The sequence below is a fragment of the Stutzerimonas stutzeri genome, from assembly GCF_019090095.1.
In the GTDB taxonomy this organism is placed as follows: Bacteria; Pseudomonadota; Gammaproteobacteria; order Pseudomonadales; family Pseudomonadaceae; genus Stutzerimonas; species Stutzerimonas stutzeri_AN.
Map to the genome: position 1 here is coordinate 1536320 of NZ_JAGQFP010000001.1, position 16085 is coordinate 1552404.

General features: G+C 63.6%; 18 protein-coding genes. 4 read left to right on the top strand and 14 right to left on the bottom strand.

Features of this window, described 5'->3' with window-relative positions; all coding sequences use genetic code 11:
* Nucleotides 1–8 precede the first annotated feature (8 nt).
* Nucleotides 9–476 carry a DUF3597 domain-containing protein gene (locus KVO92_RS06620; RefSeq protein WP_217474818.1) on the top strand — a complete coding sequence of 156 codons (468 nt, stop codon included), beginning with the start codon at nt 9–11 and terminating at the stop codon, nt 474–476.
* A 119-nt stretch (nt 477–595) separates the two neighbouring features.
* Here KVO92_RS06620 and KVO92_RS06625 read toward each other — a convergent pair whose 3' ends face one another.
* From KVO92_RS06625 to ppc, 13 genes are all read right to left on the bottom strand, one after another.
* Complete coding sequence (locus KVO92_RS06625; protein ID WP_217474819.1) at nt 596–1417, bottom strand: inositol monophosphatase family protein; 822 nt, start codon at nt 1415–1417, stop codon at nt 596–598.
* A 196-nt stretch (nt 1418–1613) separates the two neighbouring features.
* A complete protein-coding gene (locus KVO92_RS06630) occupies nt 1614–3200 on the bottom strand; it encodes a catalase (protein WP_217474820.1) in 1587 nt (528 codons plus the stop codon).
* A 127-nt stretch (nt 3201–3327) separates the two neighbouring features.
* Nucleotides 3328–3576, bottom strand: a complete 249-nt coding sequence (locus KVO92_RS06635; protein ID WP_217474821.1) for a DUF2789 domain-containing protein — start codon at nt 3574–3576, stop codon at nt 3328–3330.
* Nucleotides 3577–3736: 160 nt separating this feature from the next.
* Nucleotides 3737–3997: a hypothetical protein gene (locus KVO92_RS06640; RefSeq protein WP_021207567.1), complete on the bottom strand. Its 261-nt coding sequence runs from the start codon at nt 3995–3997 to the stop codon at nt 3737–3739.
* Nucleotides 3998–4291: 294 nt separating this feature from the next.
* Nucleotides 4292–4711, bottom strand: a complete 420-nt coding sequence (locus tag KVO92_RS06645) for an HPF/RaiA family ribosome-associated protein (RefSeq protein WP_217474822.1) — start codon at nt 4709–4711, stop codon at nt 4292–4294.
* A 145-nt stretch (nt 4712–4856) separates the two neighbouring features.
* Nucleotides 4857–5639 (bottom strand): class I SAM-dependent methyltransferase, encoded by a 783-nt coding sequence (locus KVO92_RS06650; protein ID WP_217474823.1) that lies wholly within the window; start codon nt 5637–5639, stop codon nt 4857–4859.
* A 56-nt stretch (nt 5640–5695) separates the two neighbouring features.
* Nucleotides 5696–6388, bottom strand: coding sequence for an extensin family protein (locus tag KVO92_RS06655; protein WP_217474824.1), 693 nt, complete (start codon nt 6386–6388; stop codon nt 5696–5698).
* A gap of 56 nt (nt 6389–6444) precedes the next feature.
* Nucleotides 6445–7320, bottom strand: coding sequence for a DUF72 domain-containing protein (locus KVO92_RS06660; RefSeq protein ID WP_254621302.1), 876 nt, complete (start codon nt 7318–7320; stop codon nt 6445–6447).
* 18 nt (nt 7321–7338) lie between these two features.
* Nucleotides 7339–7701 (bottom strand): hypothetical protein, encoded by a 363-nt coding sequence (locus KVO92_RS06665; RefSeq protein ID WP_254621303.1) that lies wholly within the window; start codon nt 7699–7701, stop codon nt 7339–7341.
* Nucleotides 7702–7759: 58 nt separating this feature from the next.
* Nucleotides 7760–8437 carry a tRNA (adenosine(37)-N6)-threonylcarbamoyltransferase complex dimerization subunit type 1 TsaB gene (gene tsaB / locus KVO92_RS06670; RefSeq protein ID WP_217474825.1) on the bottom strand — a complete coding sequence of 226 codons (678 nt, stop codon included), beginning with the start codon at nt 8435–8437 and terminating at the stop codon, nt 7760–7762.
* Between the two features lie 179 nt (nt 8438–8616).
* Nucleotides 8617–9666 carry a haloacid dehalogenase-like hydrolase gene (locus KVO92_RS06675; protein ID WP_217475445.1) on the bottom strand — a complete coding sequence of 350 codons (1050 nt, stop codon included), beginning with the start codon at nt 9664–9666 and terminating at the stop codon, nt 8617–8619.
* Between the two features lie 191 nt (nt 9667–9857).
* Complete coding sequence (adk, locus tag KVO92_RS06680) at nt 9858–10505, bottom strand: adenylate kinase (protein ID WP_217474826.1); 648 nt, start codon at nt 10503–10505, stop codon at nt 9858–9860.
* Nucleotides 10506–10762: 257 nt separating this feature from the next.
* The gene (gene ppc, locus KVO92_RS06685) at nt 10763–13399 is read right to left on the bottom strand and encodes a phosphoenolpyruvate carboxylase (protein ID WP_217474827.1); all 2637 of its coding nucleotides are present in this window, start codon (nt 13397–13399) and stop codon (nt 10763–10765) included.
* A 197-nt stretch (nt 13400–13596) separates the two neighbouring features.
* Between ppc and KVO92_RS06690 the strand changes: the two genes are divergently transcribed.
* From KVO92_RS06690 to KVO92_RS06700, 3 genes are all read left to right on the top strand, one after another.
* Nucleotides 13597–13938, top strand: a complete 342-nt coding sequence (locus KVO92_RS06690) for a pilin assembly protein (RefSeq protein ID WP_217474828.1) — start codon at nt 13597–13599, stop codon at nt 13936–13938.
* Between the two features lie 253 nt (nt 13939–14191).
* A complete protein-coding gene (locus tag KVO92_RS06695) occupies nt 14192–14587 on the top strand; it encodes a DUF4398 domain-containing protein (protein ID WP_217474829.1) in 396 nt (131 codons plus the stop codon).
* Nucleotides 14588–14632: 45 nt separating this feature from the next.
* A complete protein-coding gene (locus tag KVO92_RS06700) occupies nt 14633–15436 on the top strand; it encodes an OmpA family protein (RefSeq protein WP_217474830.1) in 804 nt (267 codons plus the stop codon).
* A gap of 100 nt (nt 15437–15536) precedes the next feature.
* Here KVO92_RS06700 and KVO92_RS06705 read toward each other — a convergent pair whose 3' ends face one another.
* Nucleotides 15537–15875: a hypothetical protein gene (locus KVO92_RS06705; RefSeq protein WP_217474831.1), complete on the bottom strand. Its 339-nt coding sequence runs from the start codon at nt 15873–15875 to the stop codon at nt 15537–15539.
* Between the last annotated feature and the right edge of the window lie 210 nt (nt 15876–16085).

Genomic DNA, 16085 nt, shown 5'->3' on the forward strand with positions numbered 1-16085 from the left:
ATCGCAAAATGAGTCTGTTCGACAAGATCAAAGACAAGCTGGGCCTGGGTGGCGTCAGCAACGAAGCGCACAAGCCGGTCGACCCGAGCAATACGCCGAACGCGCATGCGCGGGACACCGTCGTCGACTCGGAGCGTCCGACCGCTGCGCACAATGCGACGACCACGCCGCCTGGCGCGGCGCCAAGCCTCGAAGCCGGCGGATCGCCGACCGCCGCCGTCGATGTCCCGGCCAAGCTGGACGCCATGGCCGCCAATCATCCCGAAAAGCTGAACTGGCGGACCTCCATCGTCGATCTGCTCAAGCTGCTGGGCCTCGACAGCAGCCTGGAGTCGCGCAAGGAGCTGGCCACCGAACTGGGGTGCCCACAGGACAAGCTGGCCGACTCGGCCCAGATGAATATCTGGCTGCACCGCACCGTCATGCACAAGCTCGCCGAACACGGCGGCACCGTACCACCCGAACTGCGGACCTGAGCGTAGCGTCGCCCTGGCGAGCCCGGACGACAGGGTCGTCCCGGTTCGTCAGCCGCAGCGCTTCTCGATACCTTGGGATGAAGCAGCACCCGAGTCGGGCGCCGCGGTCAGCCGGTTGCTCAGGCGTCCAGCGAGGGCCCGATCATCTCCGCCAGCTGCGGATACACGCCTGGACAGGCGACAAGGTAGGGGTTGCCCTTGAGCAGGCCATCGTTACGGAAGAAATCATTGACCCGGCCACCCGCCTCCTTGACCAGCACCAGCCCAGCCATGCAATCCCAACTTTTCAGCTCGGTCTCGTAGTAACCGAGTAGCCGTCCGGCGGCCACGTAGGCGGTCATCAAGGCGCCGGAGCCATTCCGGAAGAACATCCCGCCTTCGGCCAGCAGCTTCTCCATGAACGGAATGAAATGCTCCTTGCCACGCGGGTGGAAGGTGCCGGTCGCGGTCACGCCCTGCCCCACATGTGTCGCGGAGCTGACGCTCAAGCGCGTGTCGTTGACGAAGGCGCCCTTGCCCAGACAGCCATGGAACAGCTCGTTGTGGTTCGGGTCGGCGATGGCGCCCAGATGCGGTTCGCCGTCGATCAGCAGACCGATGGAGACGCACCAGTTGTGCAGTCCGTTGACGAAGCAGGCGGTGCCATCGATCGGGTCGATGACCCAGACGCAACGCGCGCCGAGATCGGCCGAGCCGCTCTCCTCGCCGAGAAAGCCGTCTTCAGGGAAGCGCTGGCTCAATCGTTCACGGATAAAGGCTTCGATCTGCTTGTCGGCGATGCTGACCACGTCCTGCAAGTCGTCGCCCTTGTGCTCGACCGTCAGCGCTTCGCGCCGGCGGTAGAACGCCATGCCCATCTCCGCTGCCTCGAGCGCAAGGGCTTTGGCGCTGGCGTAACGTGCGTCGATATCGATGTGGGAAGCGGTGGATTCCGAAGTCATGTCGGTCCTTCTCTGGCGGGGCGCGCCCGGCGCGCAAAGATGCGGATTCTAGAGATTTGATGGCCTCAGGCCTACGCCATGCGGCAGCCAAACGAGGAATGGCGAGGGCGATTGTCGAGGGTTCAGCGGCAGCTATTTGCTCGCTAAACCACCGCGACAGCGGTTCGCCGCCAGGTATGGCGGCGAACCTCGTGCATCACGCCTCGTCGTGCTTGTCGCGGCCTTCCTGTCGGCCACTGCTGTAGGTCGGGCCCACCAGGTTTTCGCCCGGCGCGGCGCGGCCCTCGAGTGGCGGCAACGCCTTGGCTTTCTCGATATCGACACCCACGCCATCCGCCAGTCGCTGGCCATAATCGGGATCGCAGTGCCAGAAATGCCAGATCATCCGCAAGCAGATGTGCTCGGGGCAATCCTTCAGGTCTGCGGTGATGTTGGCGATCAGATCCTCACGCTCCCAATCCTCGAAGCTGCGGTAGCGCTCGCCGGCCTGGCGATAATCGGCCTGCGCCCTGGTGGTCTGGTAACGCCCAAGGTGCCCTTCGACGAACGGGTGGTAGTCGTGGGCAGGCTTGGGTGCCTCTTTCAGGCCACCCAAGGAGCTGGGCTCGTAATTGACATGGGGATTTTCGCCCGCGCCGTCGACGAAATGCGCCATGGCGCCGTCGCGCTGGTTGGTCGCCGCCGGCTTCTTCGGGGCGTTGATCGGCAATTGCAGGTAGTTGGCACCCACGCGGTAGCGCTGCGTGTCGGAATAGGACAGCGTTCGGCCTTGCAGCATCTTGTCATCGGAGAAGTCGATTCCATCGACCAGCACGCCGGTCCCGAAGGCTGCCTGCTCGGTTTCGGCAAAGACATTCGACGGGTTGCGGTCGAGCACCAACCTGCCCACCGGTAACAGCGGAAAGCGGTCTTCGGGCCAACGTTTGGTGTCGTCCAACGGGTCGAAGTCGAGTTCGTCGTGCGGATCGTCGGACATGATCTGCACGGCCATTTCCCACTCCGGATGCTCGCCGCGCTCGATGGCATCGTAGAGGTCGCGGGTAGCGTGGCCCACGTCCCTCGCCTGGATCTCGGCGGCTTGCTCGGCGGTCAGGTTCTTCACGCCGAGCTTGGGCTCGAAGGAGAACTTGCACAGCACCGCCTCTCCCTTGTCGTTGACCAGCTTGTACGTATTCACGCTGGAACCCTGCATGTGCCGGTAGTCCGCCGGGATGCCCCAGGGGCTCTTGACCCAGGTGACCATGTGCAACGCTTCGGGGTGGTGCTGGACGAAATCGTAGAAGCGCCAGGCTTCCTGGCGGTTGGAAATCGGGTCCGGCTTGAAGGCGTGGATCATGTCGGGAAACTTGATCGCATCGCGGATGAAAAACACCTTGAGGTTGTTGCCCACTAGGTCCCAGTTACCGTCTTCGGTATAGAACTTGATCGCGAAGCCGCGGGGATCGCGCGCTGTTTCGGGCGACTCCTTACCGCCGATCACCGTCGAGAAGCGCAGGAACACCGGGGTACGCACGCCAGCGTTGGTGAGCACTTTGGCACGGGTGTACTTGCCGGCCGGCTCGTCACCGATCCTGCCATAGGCCTCGAACCAGCCATGGGCGGCCGTACCGCGGGCATGGACAACCCGTTCAGGGATACGCTCGCGGTCGAAGTGGCTGATTTTTTCGATGAACTGATAATTCTCGAGTGTCGCCGGGCCACGCTCGCCCACGCTGCGCAGGCTCTGGTTGTCGCTGACAGGGTGACCCTGCCGGGTCGTGAGTGTGCTTCGCTCTTCAGTCATGAGGGCTCCTGGAACTATCGGGGCGGGAGTTCTTTAGGCGCCATCGACCGGCAGGGGTTCTGCACCATGACGCTATCGGACCGATAGCCTGCTCTCAGCCACTATCGGTCGATAGGCCAGTGGCTCATCAGGGCTGGTTCTGCTCTTCGTGCAGGCGGACATTGAGCTCGTCGACGATCGGCGCCCACTCGGCGTCCTCCAGCCACTCGTCATTTAGGAAGGCGCGTTGGGCATCGCTCCAGAAGGGCGCTTCGACAAGCTTCATATGGTTCGGCAGCGGCGCGTGACTGGCGATGAAATCGTCGATGCTGGCCGGATCCGACGGAAGGCCCAGCTGCTCGAACAATGTGCTCATGTCTTTGTTTGGAAGTTCCATCGAACGGCTCCTCGTCCACGTCGATTGGCGCCCATCGGGTATGGGCGTTGCCTTCAGTAGAGGGTGCGGGACGACCATCAGTTCAACGAAACGCCTCTGGCCACGCTCAGCCAGAAACAAACAAGCGGGCCGCGCCAGGGCGAGGCCCGCCAAAGGGGATTCAGGCGGCCTTGTCGAACAGTTGCCGACCCTGGTCGAGGCATTGATCGACGAGCCATTTGCCGTGGGCAATGGAGGCCCGCTGCGCCTGCTCGAGTTCCGCCATGAAGGCGTGCCCGACCGGAAGCGCCATCCGCCGAGTGACCTGCCCTTGTGGATTGCTGATACGGCAGCCGCCAGCCCAGGGCGTCGGTGTGCCGGGATGCTCCATTACTTCGGCCGTAATGACGTGATCGCGGTATTCACATTGCATCATGGTCATGGTGTCACCTCTCTCTGCTGACAGCCGTGGGCGGCTTCGACGCGCACCCATGTGGCTAGTTGCCCCCCTTTTCTTCAGTGTCCGCTACAAGCCAGGTACGCCCTACAGTGGCGCGCCTCGCGTAGTACCTCCAATGGGGTATAGCACATCCATCAGCGGCCGAAAGGTCCGGTGGTCGGCCAGCGCAATGGCGAATCGAAGCAGGCTGGTGCGGGCAATGGCCCGGCGAGGCGGTGTCGGCAGGGAGGGCTGGGAATGCAAAGGGCCTGCTAGGCAGGCCCTTTGGTAGAAGGTTCAGAAGGCGCGCAGTTGTTCGTCAGCGAGGAAATCTTCCTCTAGCAGGGCATCTCTGCCTTCGACTTCGAGCGTCTCGCCTTCGACCGGGGTCGGGGCGGTTGCGCGTTTGCTGCGCAGCTTGCCGAATTGATGCTTGAGGGCGTTGTTGAGCTTGTCGATGGCCCCATCCACGGCCAATTCAAGGGATGCCGCCTTGTGCGTAACGGAGACGGGCTGCTGCCCCTTGGGGCGCGCCTCGATCTGGCAGCGTTTGTCGTGGGCACCAGCCTTGATGCCGTTCTCGTCGTTCAGATGCACCACGACGCGGGTGACTTCGTCGTCGAACCGATCGAGCTTGTCGGCGACATTGGCGCTGACCCAGTCTACGAGACGGGCGCTTCCTTCGATGTGGTTATCGCTATGTACTTGGATCTGCATATGCTCTTCCTTCTACGCGATCTAGGTAACCACCGTTCAGACCTCAAACGGCCTGGTCTAGGAATGCCACTGTTGGCTAGATTAAGCAAGCGCAACGATGCATCAAAGCGCACGAGCCGATCTGCCCGAGGCTTTACGCCAGCATTCACGCCTCGGCGGACAGCTTCTTCTTCGGGTAGATGTCGTAGCGGCTGGACTTGCCTTCTAGGCAGTAACCCGGCTTGGGGCCGTCTATGGTCGGTGCTTTACGCGGCCGCTTCACCACCACGCGGTGGCTGGCCAGCGTCAGGGCCTGCTCGAGCAAGGCGCCGGCATCCAGGTCGTCGCCAACGAAGGGCCGAAACAAGCGCATTTCCTTTTTCACCAGAGCGCTCTTTTCCCGGTGTGGAAACATCGGATCGAGGTAGATCACCTGTGGCGGCTCGCCTTGCCAGCCCGCCATCAGCTCAATGGCGTTGCCCTGCTGCAGGTGCATGCGTTCGACGATAGGCCGCACGTCGGCGTCCAGACGCCCCCGTGCCAAGCCGTCTTCCAACAACGCGGCAATCAGCGGCTGACGCTCGAACAATACCAGGTCACAACCCAGCGTGGCCAGGACGAAGGCGTCGCGCCCGAGCCCTGCCGTGGCGTCCAGCACGCGTGGGCGGATGCCGGGCTGGATACCGACTGCCTTGGCGATCATCTGCCCGCTGCCGCCGCCGAACTGGCGCCGATGCGCCGCGCCGCCCTCGACGAAATCTACCCGTACCGGCCCCGGCGCCTGGGGGCCGAGCACCTGCAGTTGAAGACCGTTTTCACCCAGTTGCAGGGCGAACTCCGCCTCATCCGCCTGCGAAGGCAAGCCGAGTCGCGCCGCCCAAGCGCCAGCCTGCTCGACGAACTGAGGCGCAAGGGCTTCGACACGAACTAACGGGGATGAGGCAGTCATACGGAGCTCGGTGGTGGGAAAACGCCGCATTCTGCCAGAGGCGGCGCCGGCCTGCCTCAGCGACACATGCCGAAGCCACCCATATCGACATGGAAATGGTCATGGTGGGCCGCATTGTACTCGGGGCTCAGGGTGATCTTGAACGCATCGCAGGCAGCCGCCTTGACCTCACGAAGAAAGCGCGCCTTGTCGCCGTCGCCCTTCCAGTCCCGGGCCACCGTGATCCGCGTGCCGTCCTGCAGCCAGAACCCGGCCAGATCCAGCGCATTGGCCGACGCGTGCTGACTGCGCCGGTTGCTGCGGGCAATGTTGCGGCAGGCGAAGCTGCCAAAGTGATCGACACGCACCACGGGCTGACCGAACACCTGCTGCGCGGCCGGCTGCAGGCCGTGTCGTTCGAACAAGGCGTAGGCCGCGGCCAGTGGACAGGTCGCCAGAAACGCGCCGTTGAAGCGCACCGCGGAGCCGGTCACGCGCACGGCGTTTTCGACCGGACAGCCAGGCTGCGGCGTGCTGTCCGGCACGGCCACGTATTGCAGATCCGAGCTGGCCAGCGCCTGCTCGCACAGCCCAGGGTCCGCCTGCAAACGGCGCAGCTTGAACGATGTCAGCAGGTTCGGCGGCTCACGAATATCCAGCGGCGCCCAGGGGTTCCACTTCGGCGGAATGTCGACGTGTCCACGCCATACCGCGTAGACGAACCCGCCCGATACGAGCAGCAGCAACAGGAAGAAACGGCCGAAAGTCATGCCGATTTTGGCAACACCGGTACGCCAAGGTTGCAGCGATGCCGGCTAGCGGGCCATCACACGCAACGTTCGCCACCCAACAGCGACAGCTGCGACTCACTCTGCATCGGCGCCACGGCCAACGGTGGCAGGCCAGGCAACCGATCGCCGAGCTGCTGGTGAAAGCGCATGGCCAGGTCCGGCGCCAGCCGGTTGTCAGGCGTATGCAGATAGACATGCGGACGCTTGCCCGCCTCGATCCAGCCCGCCACCTTGTCCAGCCACGGCGCAAGGAAGCGATCGTTGGCCTCCAGCTCGGGATGCCCGACGAAACGCAGCTGCGGAGATTCGCTGAACGCCGCCGGACGCACCGGCAGTCGCGGCTTCTTGCTTTGTGCGTGCGACACGGCGGGATCGCTCGTCCGGCAGCTGAACAGCGCGCGGGTATCCATGCAGATGCGCTCGACGCCCCGCTCGAACAGCAAGCGGTTCAGCGCTCGCTCCTCCTCGCTCTTGGCGAAAAACGCGGGGTGGCGCACCTCTACCGCCAAGGGTCTGTTCAGTGTCTCGATCAGCTGCACCAGCTCACCGAGGCGAGCCGGCCCGAAGGTCGCGGGCAGCTGCAACCAGAACGGGCTGACCCGCTGCCCCAACGGGGCGAGTAGCGAACGGAACGACAGGATCAGATCCGTTGTTTCACGTAGGTCCGGCGCCTGGCTGATCTCTCGCGGCAGCTTGGCGCAGAAGCGAAAGCCTTCGGGCATCAGTGTCGCCCAGCGCTCGACCTTCTGCGCCGATGGCCAGGCATAGAGTGTGGTGTTGCCCTCAACGCTGTTGAAAACCGAGCAATAACGCGCCAGGAACTCGCTGGCCGGCAAACCCGGCGGGTACAGCGATCCACGCCAGCTAGCGTCGTTCCAGGAGGGGCAACCGAGAAAATAGGGAAGAGTCAAAACGCGGGTCAGGATGCCTCAGGCATAGAGGTCCAGTCCGAGTACTTCGTGGGCGTCTAGGTCGGCGGTGAAGCTGGCCGTGCTGCCATAACTCTGCAGCGCCTGCGATGCGCGGCTGGTCAGTGGCCGTTCCATCATGGCTTCGAAACGTGCCGGCATGAAATCGCCGGAGATCACCGACGCGTCATCGGCAGATTCGCTGCGCGTGGGCCGGGAGAGGTGCTCGTAGGTGAATTCGGTCTGGCTGGCCGGGGTGACGATCGTCTCGCGCGCCTGCTCTGCCGCCCGTTCGCTCTCGCGATAGGGTACCGGCGCGCTGCCCCGCTGGGGCGCGCGTTCGATGGGGTAGGCAGAAGGGGCGAGACCGTTTAGACGCATCATTCACCTGTCGAAGTGCAGCGACTCTAGCGAGGCGCTCGCCAATTAGCAATGCCGCCTGTCACCGGGCTTGCTTGGGCGTTGCGACATTGTCACGCAAGTAGATCGGCTGGGCCTGATCGGCGTCCACCGCTTCCCCGCGTTGCCAGGCGAAGCCAGCCAGGGTCAGCAAGTCCTCGGCATGCGGCAGCAGGCCTGCATCGGTCCCGGCAGGCTGTACCGCGAGCCTCGCACCGTAGCCCCAACCGGTCCCGGCGCCGAACCATTGGCCCGCCTCCCCGCGCGGCAGACTCACCTGCTCCGGTGGCAGCACCGCTTCGAGGCCGGCCAGCTGCATTTCACCCTGATGCAGGCAATAGCAGCCCCAGTAAACCTCGTCCATCCGCGCATCGATGGCGGCGGCTACCTGCTCGACGCCGCGTTCGCGGTGCGCGCGCTGGGCGATGGTGGCGAGCGTCGAGACGGGCAACACCGGACGCTGCAACGCGAACGCCAGCCCCTGCACCACACCGACTGCGATACGCACGCCAGTGAAGGCACCCGGCCCGCGGCCGAAAGCCAGCGCATCGACCGCCGACAGGGCGATGCCCGCCTCGGCCAGTATCGTCTGGATCATCGGCAACAGCCGTTGCGCATGCAGTCGGGGAATCACTTCGTAGTGGCTGATGACCTTGCCCTCATGCAGCAATGCAACGGAGCAGGCTTCGGTCGCAGTATCCAGCGCCAACAGAGTGGTCATGGTGAGTTATGCAGGTTGCCGAGTGGGCGGGCATTAAAACGGTTTAGGTCGTTTTTTGCCAGCGCTGCGACCCGTCCGGCGATGGGTCGCCAGCAACAGGGCCAGTACCAGCAACCGGGAAGCGGCCGGTGCGGGGCCGCTTCCCGGAGCGGTCCAGCGCCGCAGCGCTAGGCGATCGATCAATGAATCTGGTCGGGTTTGACCACGATCCAGTTTTTGTCAGCAGTTACCGCCTGGCCCAGCTCAGCCTGGCGTTTGGCCGCGCTGGCCTGCCACTCCTTGATCTGCTGGGTGTACTTGGCTTTGCGATCGACCCAGATGCGCAGCCCGCCCTTGTCCATGTCGGTGGCGTTGAACAGCATGTAGCCATCGGACAGCGGCGTGTCGCCTGCCACCAGCACCGGCATCTTCCACTGGTCGATCCAGCCGTGAATCGTCGCCAGCTTGCCTTCGTACCAGGTCATGGGGTTCATCAGAAACGGCGTCACCTGCAGGTCGAGGTTGGCAGCCGGATCGTAGCGGCCCGCTTTGATCTGCAGGCGCGAGCTGGTGAGCTCACCGCTCTTGGGATCCTTGAGCAGCATGTTGACGCCTATGACGTTCTCGGGTTTGACGTTGTAGCCGTACTTGGGATCGCTGGCGATCATGCGCACGATCTCTTCGCTGGCGGCGGTCATCACATAGACCTCGATGCCGTTTTCCTGCAGACGGTTGTACAACTCCTGCATGCCGGTAAAGAGCTTCGGCGGCGTGACGCTGCCTTGCACTACCTTGTCGCCGTCGTAATAGCTGATCGGCACGGGCTTGTCATAGGCCATGACCTCATCGACATAGCCCTTCAGCTCGCGCAGCGTGAGGCCGGAAAAGATCTGCGCGACCCAGGGATAGCAAACCAGGTCGTCGATCTCGCACAGGCGGTAGTAATAGCTGTTGAGGCTTTCCTTGAATCCGTCGCTGTCCTTGAACGGAATGAGTTTGAGCGACGGGTCCATCGTCTCGCGGGTGAGCACGCCCTTCATTTCCAGGTAGGGCAGCAAGGCCTCTTCGATATCGAACTGATAACTGGTGTTGTCCATGTCGAACACCGCATAGGCGCCTTTGTTGGCGTTCGCAGCGATCATGTTGTCGATCTGCGTCGCCGCCTCGCTGGGCCAGTGCCGAAGCTCGGTAGCGGCGCTTGCACCCAGGGCCGCGACACTCATGGCCAGCCCGACGACCCACGTCTGCATCGTTCTCATACGCTCTCCTGCGTTTTTCTTATTTAGGAATCAGCCACTGGTATAGACCAGAGGACTGACGCTAGCGCACCTGAGAAAGCAAGCTGCTCCGAGAACGACCCTTGATTATCTATTCCGACCCGCCCCGCCCTGAAACGACAACGGCCCGCAAAGCGGGCCGTTGTTTGTCAGCGCAGTAACGTTTAGCTGAGTGCAGCCATCACCTTGGCGGTGATCTCTTCCACCGAGCCGACACCTTCGACGCGGCTGCACTTGGGCGTGCCTTCGGTCGTTTCGAGGTTCCGGTAGAAAGCCACCAGCGGCTTGGTCTGCGAGTGGTAGACGCTCAGGCGATGGCGGACGGTTTCTTCCAGATCGTCCTTGCGCTGAATCAGCTCTTCACCGGTCAGGTCGTCGACACCGGCGACCTTCGGTGGGTTGTGCTCGGTGTGGTAAACGCGGCCAGAGGCCGGATGTACGCGACGGCCAGACAGGCGACCAACGATCTCCTCGTCGTCTACCGCGATTTCCAGCACGTGGTCCAGGTGAACGCCAGCGTCACGCAGGGCCTCGGCCTGGGGAATGGTGCGCGGGAAGCCATCGAAGAGAAAACCGTTAGCGCAATCGGGCTGCTGCAGGCGCTCCTGGATCAGCGCGATGATGATTTCATCAGAGACCAGGCCGCCACTGTCCATGACGTCCTTGACCTGCAGGCCCAGCGGCGAGCCCGCCTTGACCGCAGCTCGCAACATGTCGCCCGTGGAGATTTGCGGAATGGCGAACTTCTCGGTGATGAAGCGAGCCTGTGTACCTTTCCCGGCACCGGGCGCTCCCAGCAGAATTACGCGCATGGAGTGAGTCCTCAAGTTTTGCAAAGGGATGCCGCCAGGATCGTTGGTCTGCACCCCCTCACCTCTGGCGAATCAAAAAATCTGGTTTGCCGCCATGCGACAAAAGGTTGACCACGATACACAGCGCACAGAAAGCAGACAAGCTGCCCACCTGGCCCATGTCGCGGCCAGACTGCACCCTGCCTGAAGCCGGGAAAACGTCGCCCTTCAGCGGGAATGACGTGTTCTCGGCGCATCCAGACCGCCGTTGCGTACGCTCAGCCGGTGTTGCGCAATCCGGCCGCGATACCCGCCACGCTGACCAGCAGGGCTTGCTCCAGAGGGCTTTCGGCTGGGTGCGACTGCTGCCGCGAGCGAGCCAGCAGCTCGGTCTGCATCAGGTGCAAGGGATCGAGGTAGGTGTTACGCAGACTGAACGCCTCGAGGGTGTCCGGGCTGTGCGCCAGCAGCTCGGACTGACCGGTCAGGCCGAGCACGGCCTCGACCGCCTGCGACAATCGGTCACGTAAATCACACCCCAACGGCTGCAGGTCCGCGCTCACCAGGCGCTCATCGTAGCGCTTGGCGATATCCGCATCGGCCTTGGCCAATACCATCTCGAGCATGTCAATGCGCGTGGTGAAAAATGGCCAGCGTTCTCGCATCTCCTTCAATCGATCGGCCTCGCCCCTCGCCAGGGACGCCTGCAGCGCCTGTTCCCAGCCCAGCCAGGCGGGCAACATCAGGCGAGTCTGGGTCCAGGCGAAGATCCACGGGATGGCACGCAGGCTTTCGATGCCACCGGCGCGGCGTTTAGCCGGCCGGCTGCCCAGCGGCAAGCGGCCGAGTTCGCCTTCAGGCGTGGCCTGGCGGAAGTACTCGACGAACTGCGGATCGTCGCGCACCACGCTGCGGTAAGCCTTGACGCCCTCCTCGGCCAACCGCTCCATGGTTTCGCGCCACTGCGGCTCGGGCATCGGCGGGGGCAGCAAGGTCGCCTCCAGCACCGCGGCCAGGTACAAACTGAGATTCTGTTCGGCGATGTCTGGCAGGCCGAACTTGAAGCGAATCATTTCGCCCTGTTCGGTGGTCCGGAAGCGCCCCGCCACCGAGCCCGGCGGTTGCGACAGGATCGCCGCGTGTGCAGGGCCGCCGCCTCGTCCTACCGTGCCGCCACGGCCATGGAACAGCAACAACTCGACCTGGTGCGCGCGACAGACCTCGACGAGACTTTCCTGTGCCCGGTATTGGGCCCAGGCCGCCGCGGTGGTGCCAGCGTCCTTGGCCGAATCCGAATAACCGATCATCACTTCCTGGGGGCCATGCAGGCGCTGGCGATAACCGGGCAGCCCCAGCAGCCGGTCGATGGTCGGCCCGGCGTTGTTCAAATCGTCCAGCGTCTCGAACAGCGGCACGACACGCATCGACCGTTGCAAGCCGGCCTCCTTCAGCAACAGCTGCACCGCCAGCACATCGGACGCGCCCCTGGCCATGGAGATGACATAGGAACCGAGCGACGCCTCCGGCGCCTGCGCCACCACCCGACAGGTCGCCAACACCTCGGCGGTATCGGCCGACGGCTGGAAATGTGCCGGCAGCAGAGGACGGCGGTTGCTTAGCTCGCGCTGGAGAAATTCGAGGCGCCGCTGTTCATCCCACTGTTCGTAATGCCCCACGCCGAGGTAGTCGGTGATTTCCTCCATCGCCGCGACGTGCCGGGCCGAATCCTGCCGAATGTCGAGGCGCAACAGGAACAGCCCGAATGCGGCGACCCGGCGCAAGGTGTCGAGCAAAGCGCCATCGGCAATGACGCCCATGCCACAGGCATGCAGCGAGTGGTAGCACAGCTCCAGCGGCTCGCGCAGCTCGCGGTTATCGTGCAGCACCGCCGGCGGCGCCGGCTGATCGCGCTCGACCGCGGCGCTGGCCCAGTCCCGTGTCGCCTGGAGCCGCTCGCGCAATCCCTTGAGCAGCGCCCGGTAGGGTTCGGCCGACTCGCCTGAGTGGCGTAGCAGTTCGTCGCTGGCGGTCTGCATCGACAAGGCGGTGATCAGCCCTTCGACATCGCGCAGGAACAGATCGGCCGCCATCCAGCGCGCCAGCAACAGCACCTCGCGGGTCACCTTCGCCGTGACGTTGGGGTTGCCGTCGCGATCGCCGCCCATCCACGAGGCGAAGCGAATGGGCGCTGCCTCCAGCGGCAGGTGCAGTCCCGTCCCGAGACGGAGCGCCTGGTCCGCCTGGCGCAGCACATTCGGCAGGGCCTGCCAGAGCGAGTTCTCGATCACCGCGAAGCCCCACTTGGCTTCCTCCACCGGGGTCGGTCGGTTGCGTCGAATTTCCTCGGTGTGCCAGGCCTCGGCGATCAACCGCTGTAGCTGCAGCTCGATCCGGGCCAGCTCCGCCGCGCCGAGGTCGGTATGGTCTCGCGCCGCCAGCTGCGCGGCGATGGCGTCGTATTTCTGGATCAAGGTGCGCCGCGAGACCTCGGTGGGATGCGCCGTCAGCACCAGCTCGATGTCCAGCCGCCCCACCTGCCGGGCGAGAAACTCCTGGCCAAAGCCCTCGCCCTTGAGGCGTTCGAGCAAGCCGCCCAACACGCCAGTTTCGGACGGTGCCGGCTCGCCGGGTCGACGCCGGCGGATCTGGTGGTACTGCTCGGCAATGTTGGCCAGATTGAGGAATTGGTTGAAGGCGCGGGTCATCGGCAGCAGTTCGTCGTCGGCCAGTCCATCGAGGGTTTCCTGGAGCAACCTGGCACCATCGGCCGAGCCACGACGAGCACCCTTGGCGCCCTTGCGGATGCGCTCGATCTTGTCGAGGAAGGCTTCACCGTGTTGCTCGCGGATAGTGTTACCCAGCAGCTCACCGAGCAGATGTACGTTTTCGCGCAGTCGCGCGTCGATCTTCGCCATGTTCCTGCCTCCCGGACGCGCCACCAAGGGCTCGCAATGGATATGCAACCGATGCTGAACGGCTACGCTGTAAGAACCCTCCAAACAGAGTGCCCAGCGCGTTCGTTGAAGACAAGACATAGCGCGGCAAGTCTGTTCGACGGTCGCTCGCATACTCGCCATTACCGCCCGCTACGGCGGGCTAAGGAAGGAGCTCGATGAAGATTTCAGAACTGGTCCGTGAATGGGAAAGCAGCGCCACCGGGCGCATGAGCGCCACGCGATACACCATTCCGCTGGACGTCGAAAGCGCCGCACGGCTGGCCGCGCTGGCGGAGATGTACCCCAAACGCAGCACCGAGGAACTGCTGGGGGAACTGGTTGGCGCCGCGCTGGAGGGCATCGAGACCAGCCTCCCCTACCAGAAGGGCACCAAGGTGATCGCCACCGATGAGCAAGGCGATCCGATCTATGAGGACATCGGCCCGACGCCGCGTTTCCTCGCGCTCTCGCGCAAGCACCTCGAGCGTCTGCTGGCCGAGCAAACGACACAATCCTGAGCCTGCCCAGTACGACTGCGCCGCGCCCCAGCGCGGTCGTACCCACCCCGCGAGGCCCCGCCAGGATGGGCCTCCACGCCTTGTCCGACAGCTCTAGCAGGCCCCCTCCAGACGTTTCGTTTGTCTTTTTGCTGGAACGATTGCGGCCCGATGCCCTCACAAAAACATGCCCGTTCTGATTGTCAGCTCCCCATCAAGGGCTAGGCACACGGCTTTGCGGGCACTGTTCCCGATCTTCCACTGGAGACTGGCTATGAAAACGAACACCATCGAGCGCCCACTATCGCGATTTCAGTTACCGAAGCTGACGGCCGTTGCGCTGGGAGGTCTGCTGCTGGTGGGTTGTGCCGGCAATCCACCGAACGAGCAGTTCGCCGTTACCGAGTCGGCTGTGCGTAGCGCGGTAAGCGCGGGCGCGACCGAATATGCAGCGGTCGAAATGCGCAACGCACGGGAAAAATGGAAGCAGGCCGAGCTGGCCATGCAGAAGGAAAACTATGACGAGGCGCGCAAGCTGGCCGAACAAGCCGAGTGGGACGCACGCGTCGCCGAGCGCAAGGCTCAGGCTGCCAAGGCGCAGAAGGCCGTAGAGGACGCCAACAAGGGGATCCAGGAGCTGCGCGAAGAAAGCATGCGCGGCCTCCAGTAATCACCCCGTTCCATTCTCGACGCTTTCAACACAGGATGATTGGTTATGAATAAGTTACTGACGCTCCCTACCGTGCTGGCCATGACTATCGGGCTGGCCGCCTGCTCCTCGCAACCCAACCAGAATCTCGAGCAGGCACGCGGACAATATTCGCAACTGCAGGCCGATCCCCGGTCCAATCAGCTAGCGGCACTGGAAACCGAAGACGCCGGCAAGATGCTGGAGAAGGCGAACCAGGCCTACCTGAACGACGCGGATGAAGAAAAGGTCGATCAGCTGGCGTATCTGGCCAAGCGCCGTATCGAGCTCGCCGAGCAGACCATCGCACTGCGCACTGCCGAGCAGAATATCGAAAAGGCGTCGGCCAAGCGCGCAGAGGCCCGGCTCGAGTCCCGCGAACAGCAGCTCAAGCGTCAACAGGAAGAGATCCGCAAGCTACAGCAAGACCTGCAAGCCAAGCAGACCGAGCGCGGTACGCTGGTCACCTTCGGCGACGTGCTCTTCGATCTCAACAAGGCTGAGCTGAAGCCGTCCGGAATGCGCGGTGTACAAAAACTTGCTGAGTTCCTCAACGACAACCCGGAGCGCAAGGTGGTGGTCGAGGGCTACACCGATAGCACCGGTTCGGCGTCTTACAATCAGCAGCTGTCCGAGCGCCGAGCTCAATCGGTCATGCGTGCCCTGACCCGTGCCGGAGTCGATCCACAGCGTATCCAGACGGTCGGCTACGGCGAGGAATACCCGGTGGCGAGCAATGACACGCCAGCCAGCCGCGCCATGAATCGGCGCGTCGAGGTGACCATCTCCAACGACAACCAGCGCGTGGCGCCGCGCTCGTCGATGGAATAGCGGCAACCGTCAGCCGTACCGAAAAAGCCCGCCATGATCTGGCCTGATCATGGCGGGCTTTTTTTATCGCAGCCGAAGCGGCCTAGGCGCAGCCGCAGCCTCAGGGCTTGGCCGGCGGTTGCGCAGCAGCCGGTGCGGATGGGTCCACGCAGCGAATGGCCCGCTTGTGGCTGTCGACCAGTACGCCGGTTAACCCCTTCTGCTCGGTGTCGAACAGCACCAGCACGCCATCGATGCACTGGGCGACCTGCGGGGCCGGGGTCAGCGATACACGGTAATCCTCGCCGGGAATCGTCTTGAGCATGGTGTAATCGGCCAACAACAGCGCGTCTTCCGGCTTGGCGACATGCATGTAGCCGTAGTAGGACAGCACCGCGACGGTGCCGATGACGCTGCCGATGGCGGTCAGTATCAGCGGGATGGGATTGCGTTCGGACATGACGGACTCGCCTGATCAAAGAGGCGGCATTGTCGCAAAAACAAGCCCCGCGGGCGAAGGGCGCGCCGCTGCGCCGCAATTGCCGGCAGCGCCGACCCAACTGCCGGAAAACCGGACGTCGCTGGCGGCGTGCCATCCGGACTGCCTGGCATTGATCATCCGGCATCGCCGACGCGAATAACGCTTCACCCACAGGCGTTTAACGCTGAT

What these genes read in the sequence shown, in the direction of transcription:
- KVO92_RS06620 (WP_217474818.1), top strand. Translation starts at nt 9, where the DNA reads ATGAGTCTGTTCGACAAGATCAAAGACAAGCTGGGCCTGGGTGGCGTC.
- KVO92_RS06625 (WP_217474819.1), bottom strand. Translation starts at nt 1,417, where the DNA reads ATGACTTCGGAATCCACCGCTTCCCACATCGATATCGACGCACGTTAC.
- KVO92_RS06630 (WP_217474820.1), bottom strand. Translation starts at nt 3,200, where the DNA reads ATGACTGAAGAGCGAAGCACACTCACGACCCGGCAGGGTCACCCTGTC.
- KVO92_RS06635 (WP_217474821.1), bottom strand. Translation starts at nt 3,576, where the DNA reads ATGGAACTTCCAAACAAAGACATGAGCACATTGTTCGAGCAGCTGGGC.
- KVO92_RS06640 (WP_021207567.1), bottom strand. Translation starts at nt 3,997, where the DNA reads ATGACCATGATGCAATGTGAATACCGCGATCACGTCATTACGGCCGAA.
- KVO92_RS06645 (WP_217474822.1), bottom strand. Translation starts at nt 4,711, where the DNA reads ATGCAGATCCAAGTACATAGCGATAACCACATCGAAGGAAGCGCCCGT.
- KVO92_RS06650 (WP_217474823.1), bottom strand. Translation starts at nt 5,639, where the DNA reads ATGACTGCCTCATCCCCGTTAGTTCGTGTCGAAGCCCTTGCGCCTCAG.
- KVO92_RS06655 (WP_217474824.1), bottom strand. Translation starts at nt 6,388, where the DNA reads ATGACTTTCGGCCGTTTCTTCCTGTTGCTGCTGCTCGTATCGGGCGGG.
- KVO92_RS06665 (WP_254621303.1), bottom strand. Translation starts at nt 7,701, where the DNA reads ATGATGCGTCTAAACGGTCTCGCCCCTTCTGCCTACCCCATCGAACGC.
- tsaB (WP_217474825.1), bottom strand. Translation starts at nt 8,437, where the DNA reads ATGACCACTCTGTTGGCGCTGGATACTGCGACCGAAGCCTGCTCCGTT.
- KVO92_RS06675 (WP_217475445.1), bottom strand. Translation starts at nt 9,666, where the DNA reads ATGCAGACGTGGGTCGTCGGGCTGGCCATGAGTGTCGCGGCCCTGGGT.
- adk (WP_217474826.1), bottom strand. Translation starts at nt 10,505, where the DNA reads ATGCGCGTAATTCTGCTGGGAGCGCCCGGTGCCGGGAAAGGTACACAG.
- ppc (WP_217474827.1), bottom strand. Translation starts at nt 13,399, where the DNA reads ATGGCGAAGATCGACGCGCGACTGCGCGAAAACGTACATCTGCTCGGT.
- KVO92_RS06690 (WP_217474828.1), top strand. Translation starts at nt 13,597, where the DNA reads ATGAAGATTTCAGAACTGGTCCGTGAATGGGAAAGCAGCGCCACCGGG.
- KVO92_RS06695 (WP_217474829.1), top strand. Translation starts at nt 14,192, where the DNA reads ATGAAAACGAACACCATCGAGCGCCCACTATCGCGATTTCAGTTACCG.
- KVO92_RS06700 (WP_217474830.1), top strand. Translation starts at nt 14,633, where the DNA reads ATGAATAAGTTACTGACGCTCCCTACCGTGCTGGCCATGACTATCGGG.
- KVO92_RS06705 (WP_217474831.1), bottom strand. Translation starts at nt 15,875, where the DNA reads ATGTCCGAACGCAATCCCATCCCGCTGATACTGACCGCCATCGGCAGC.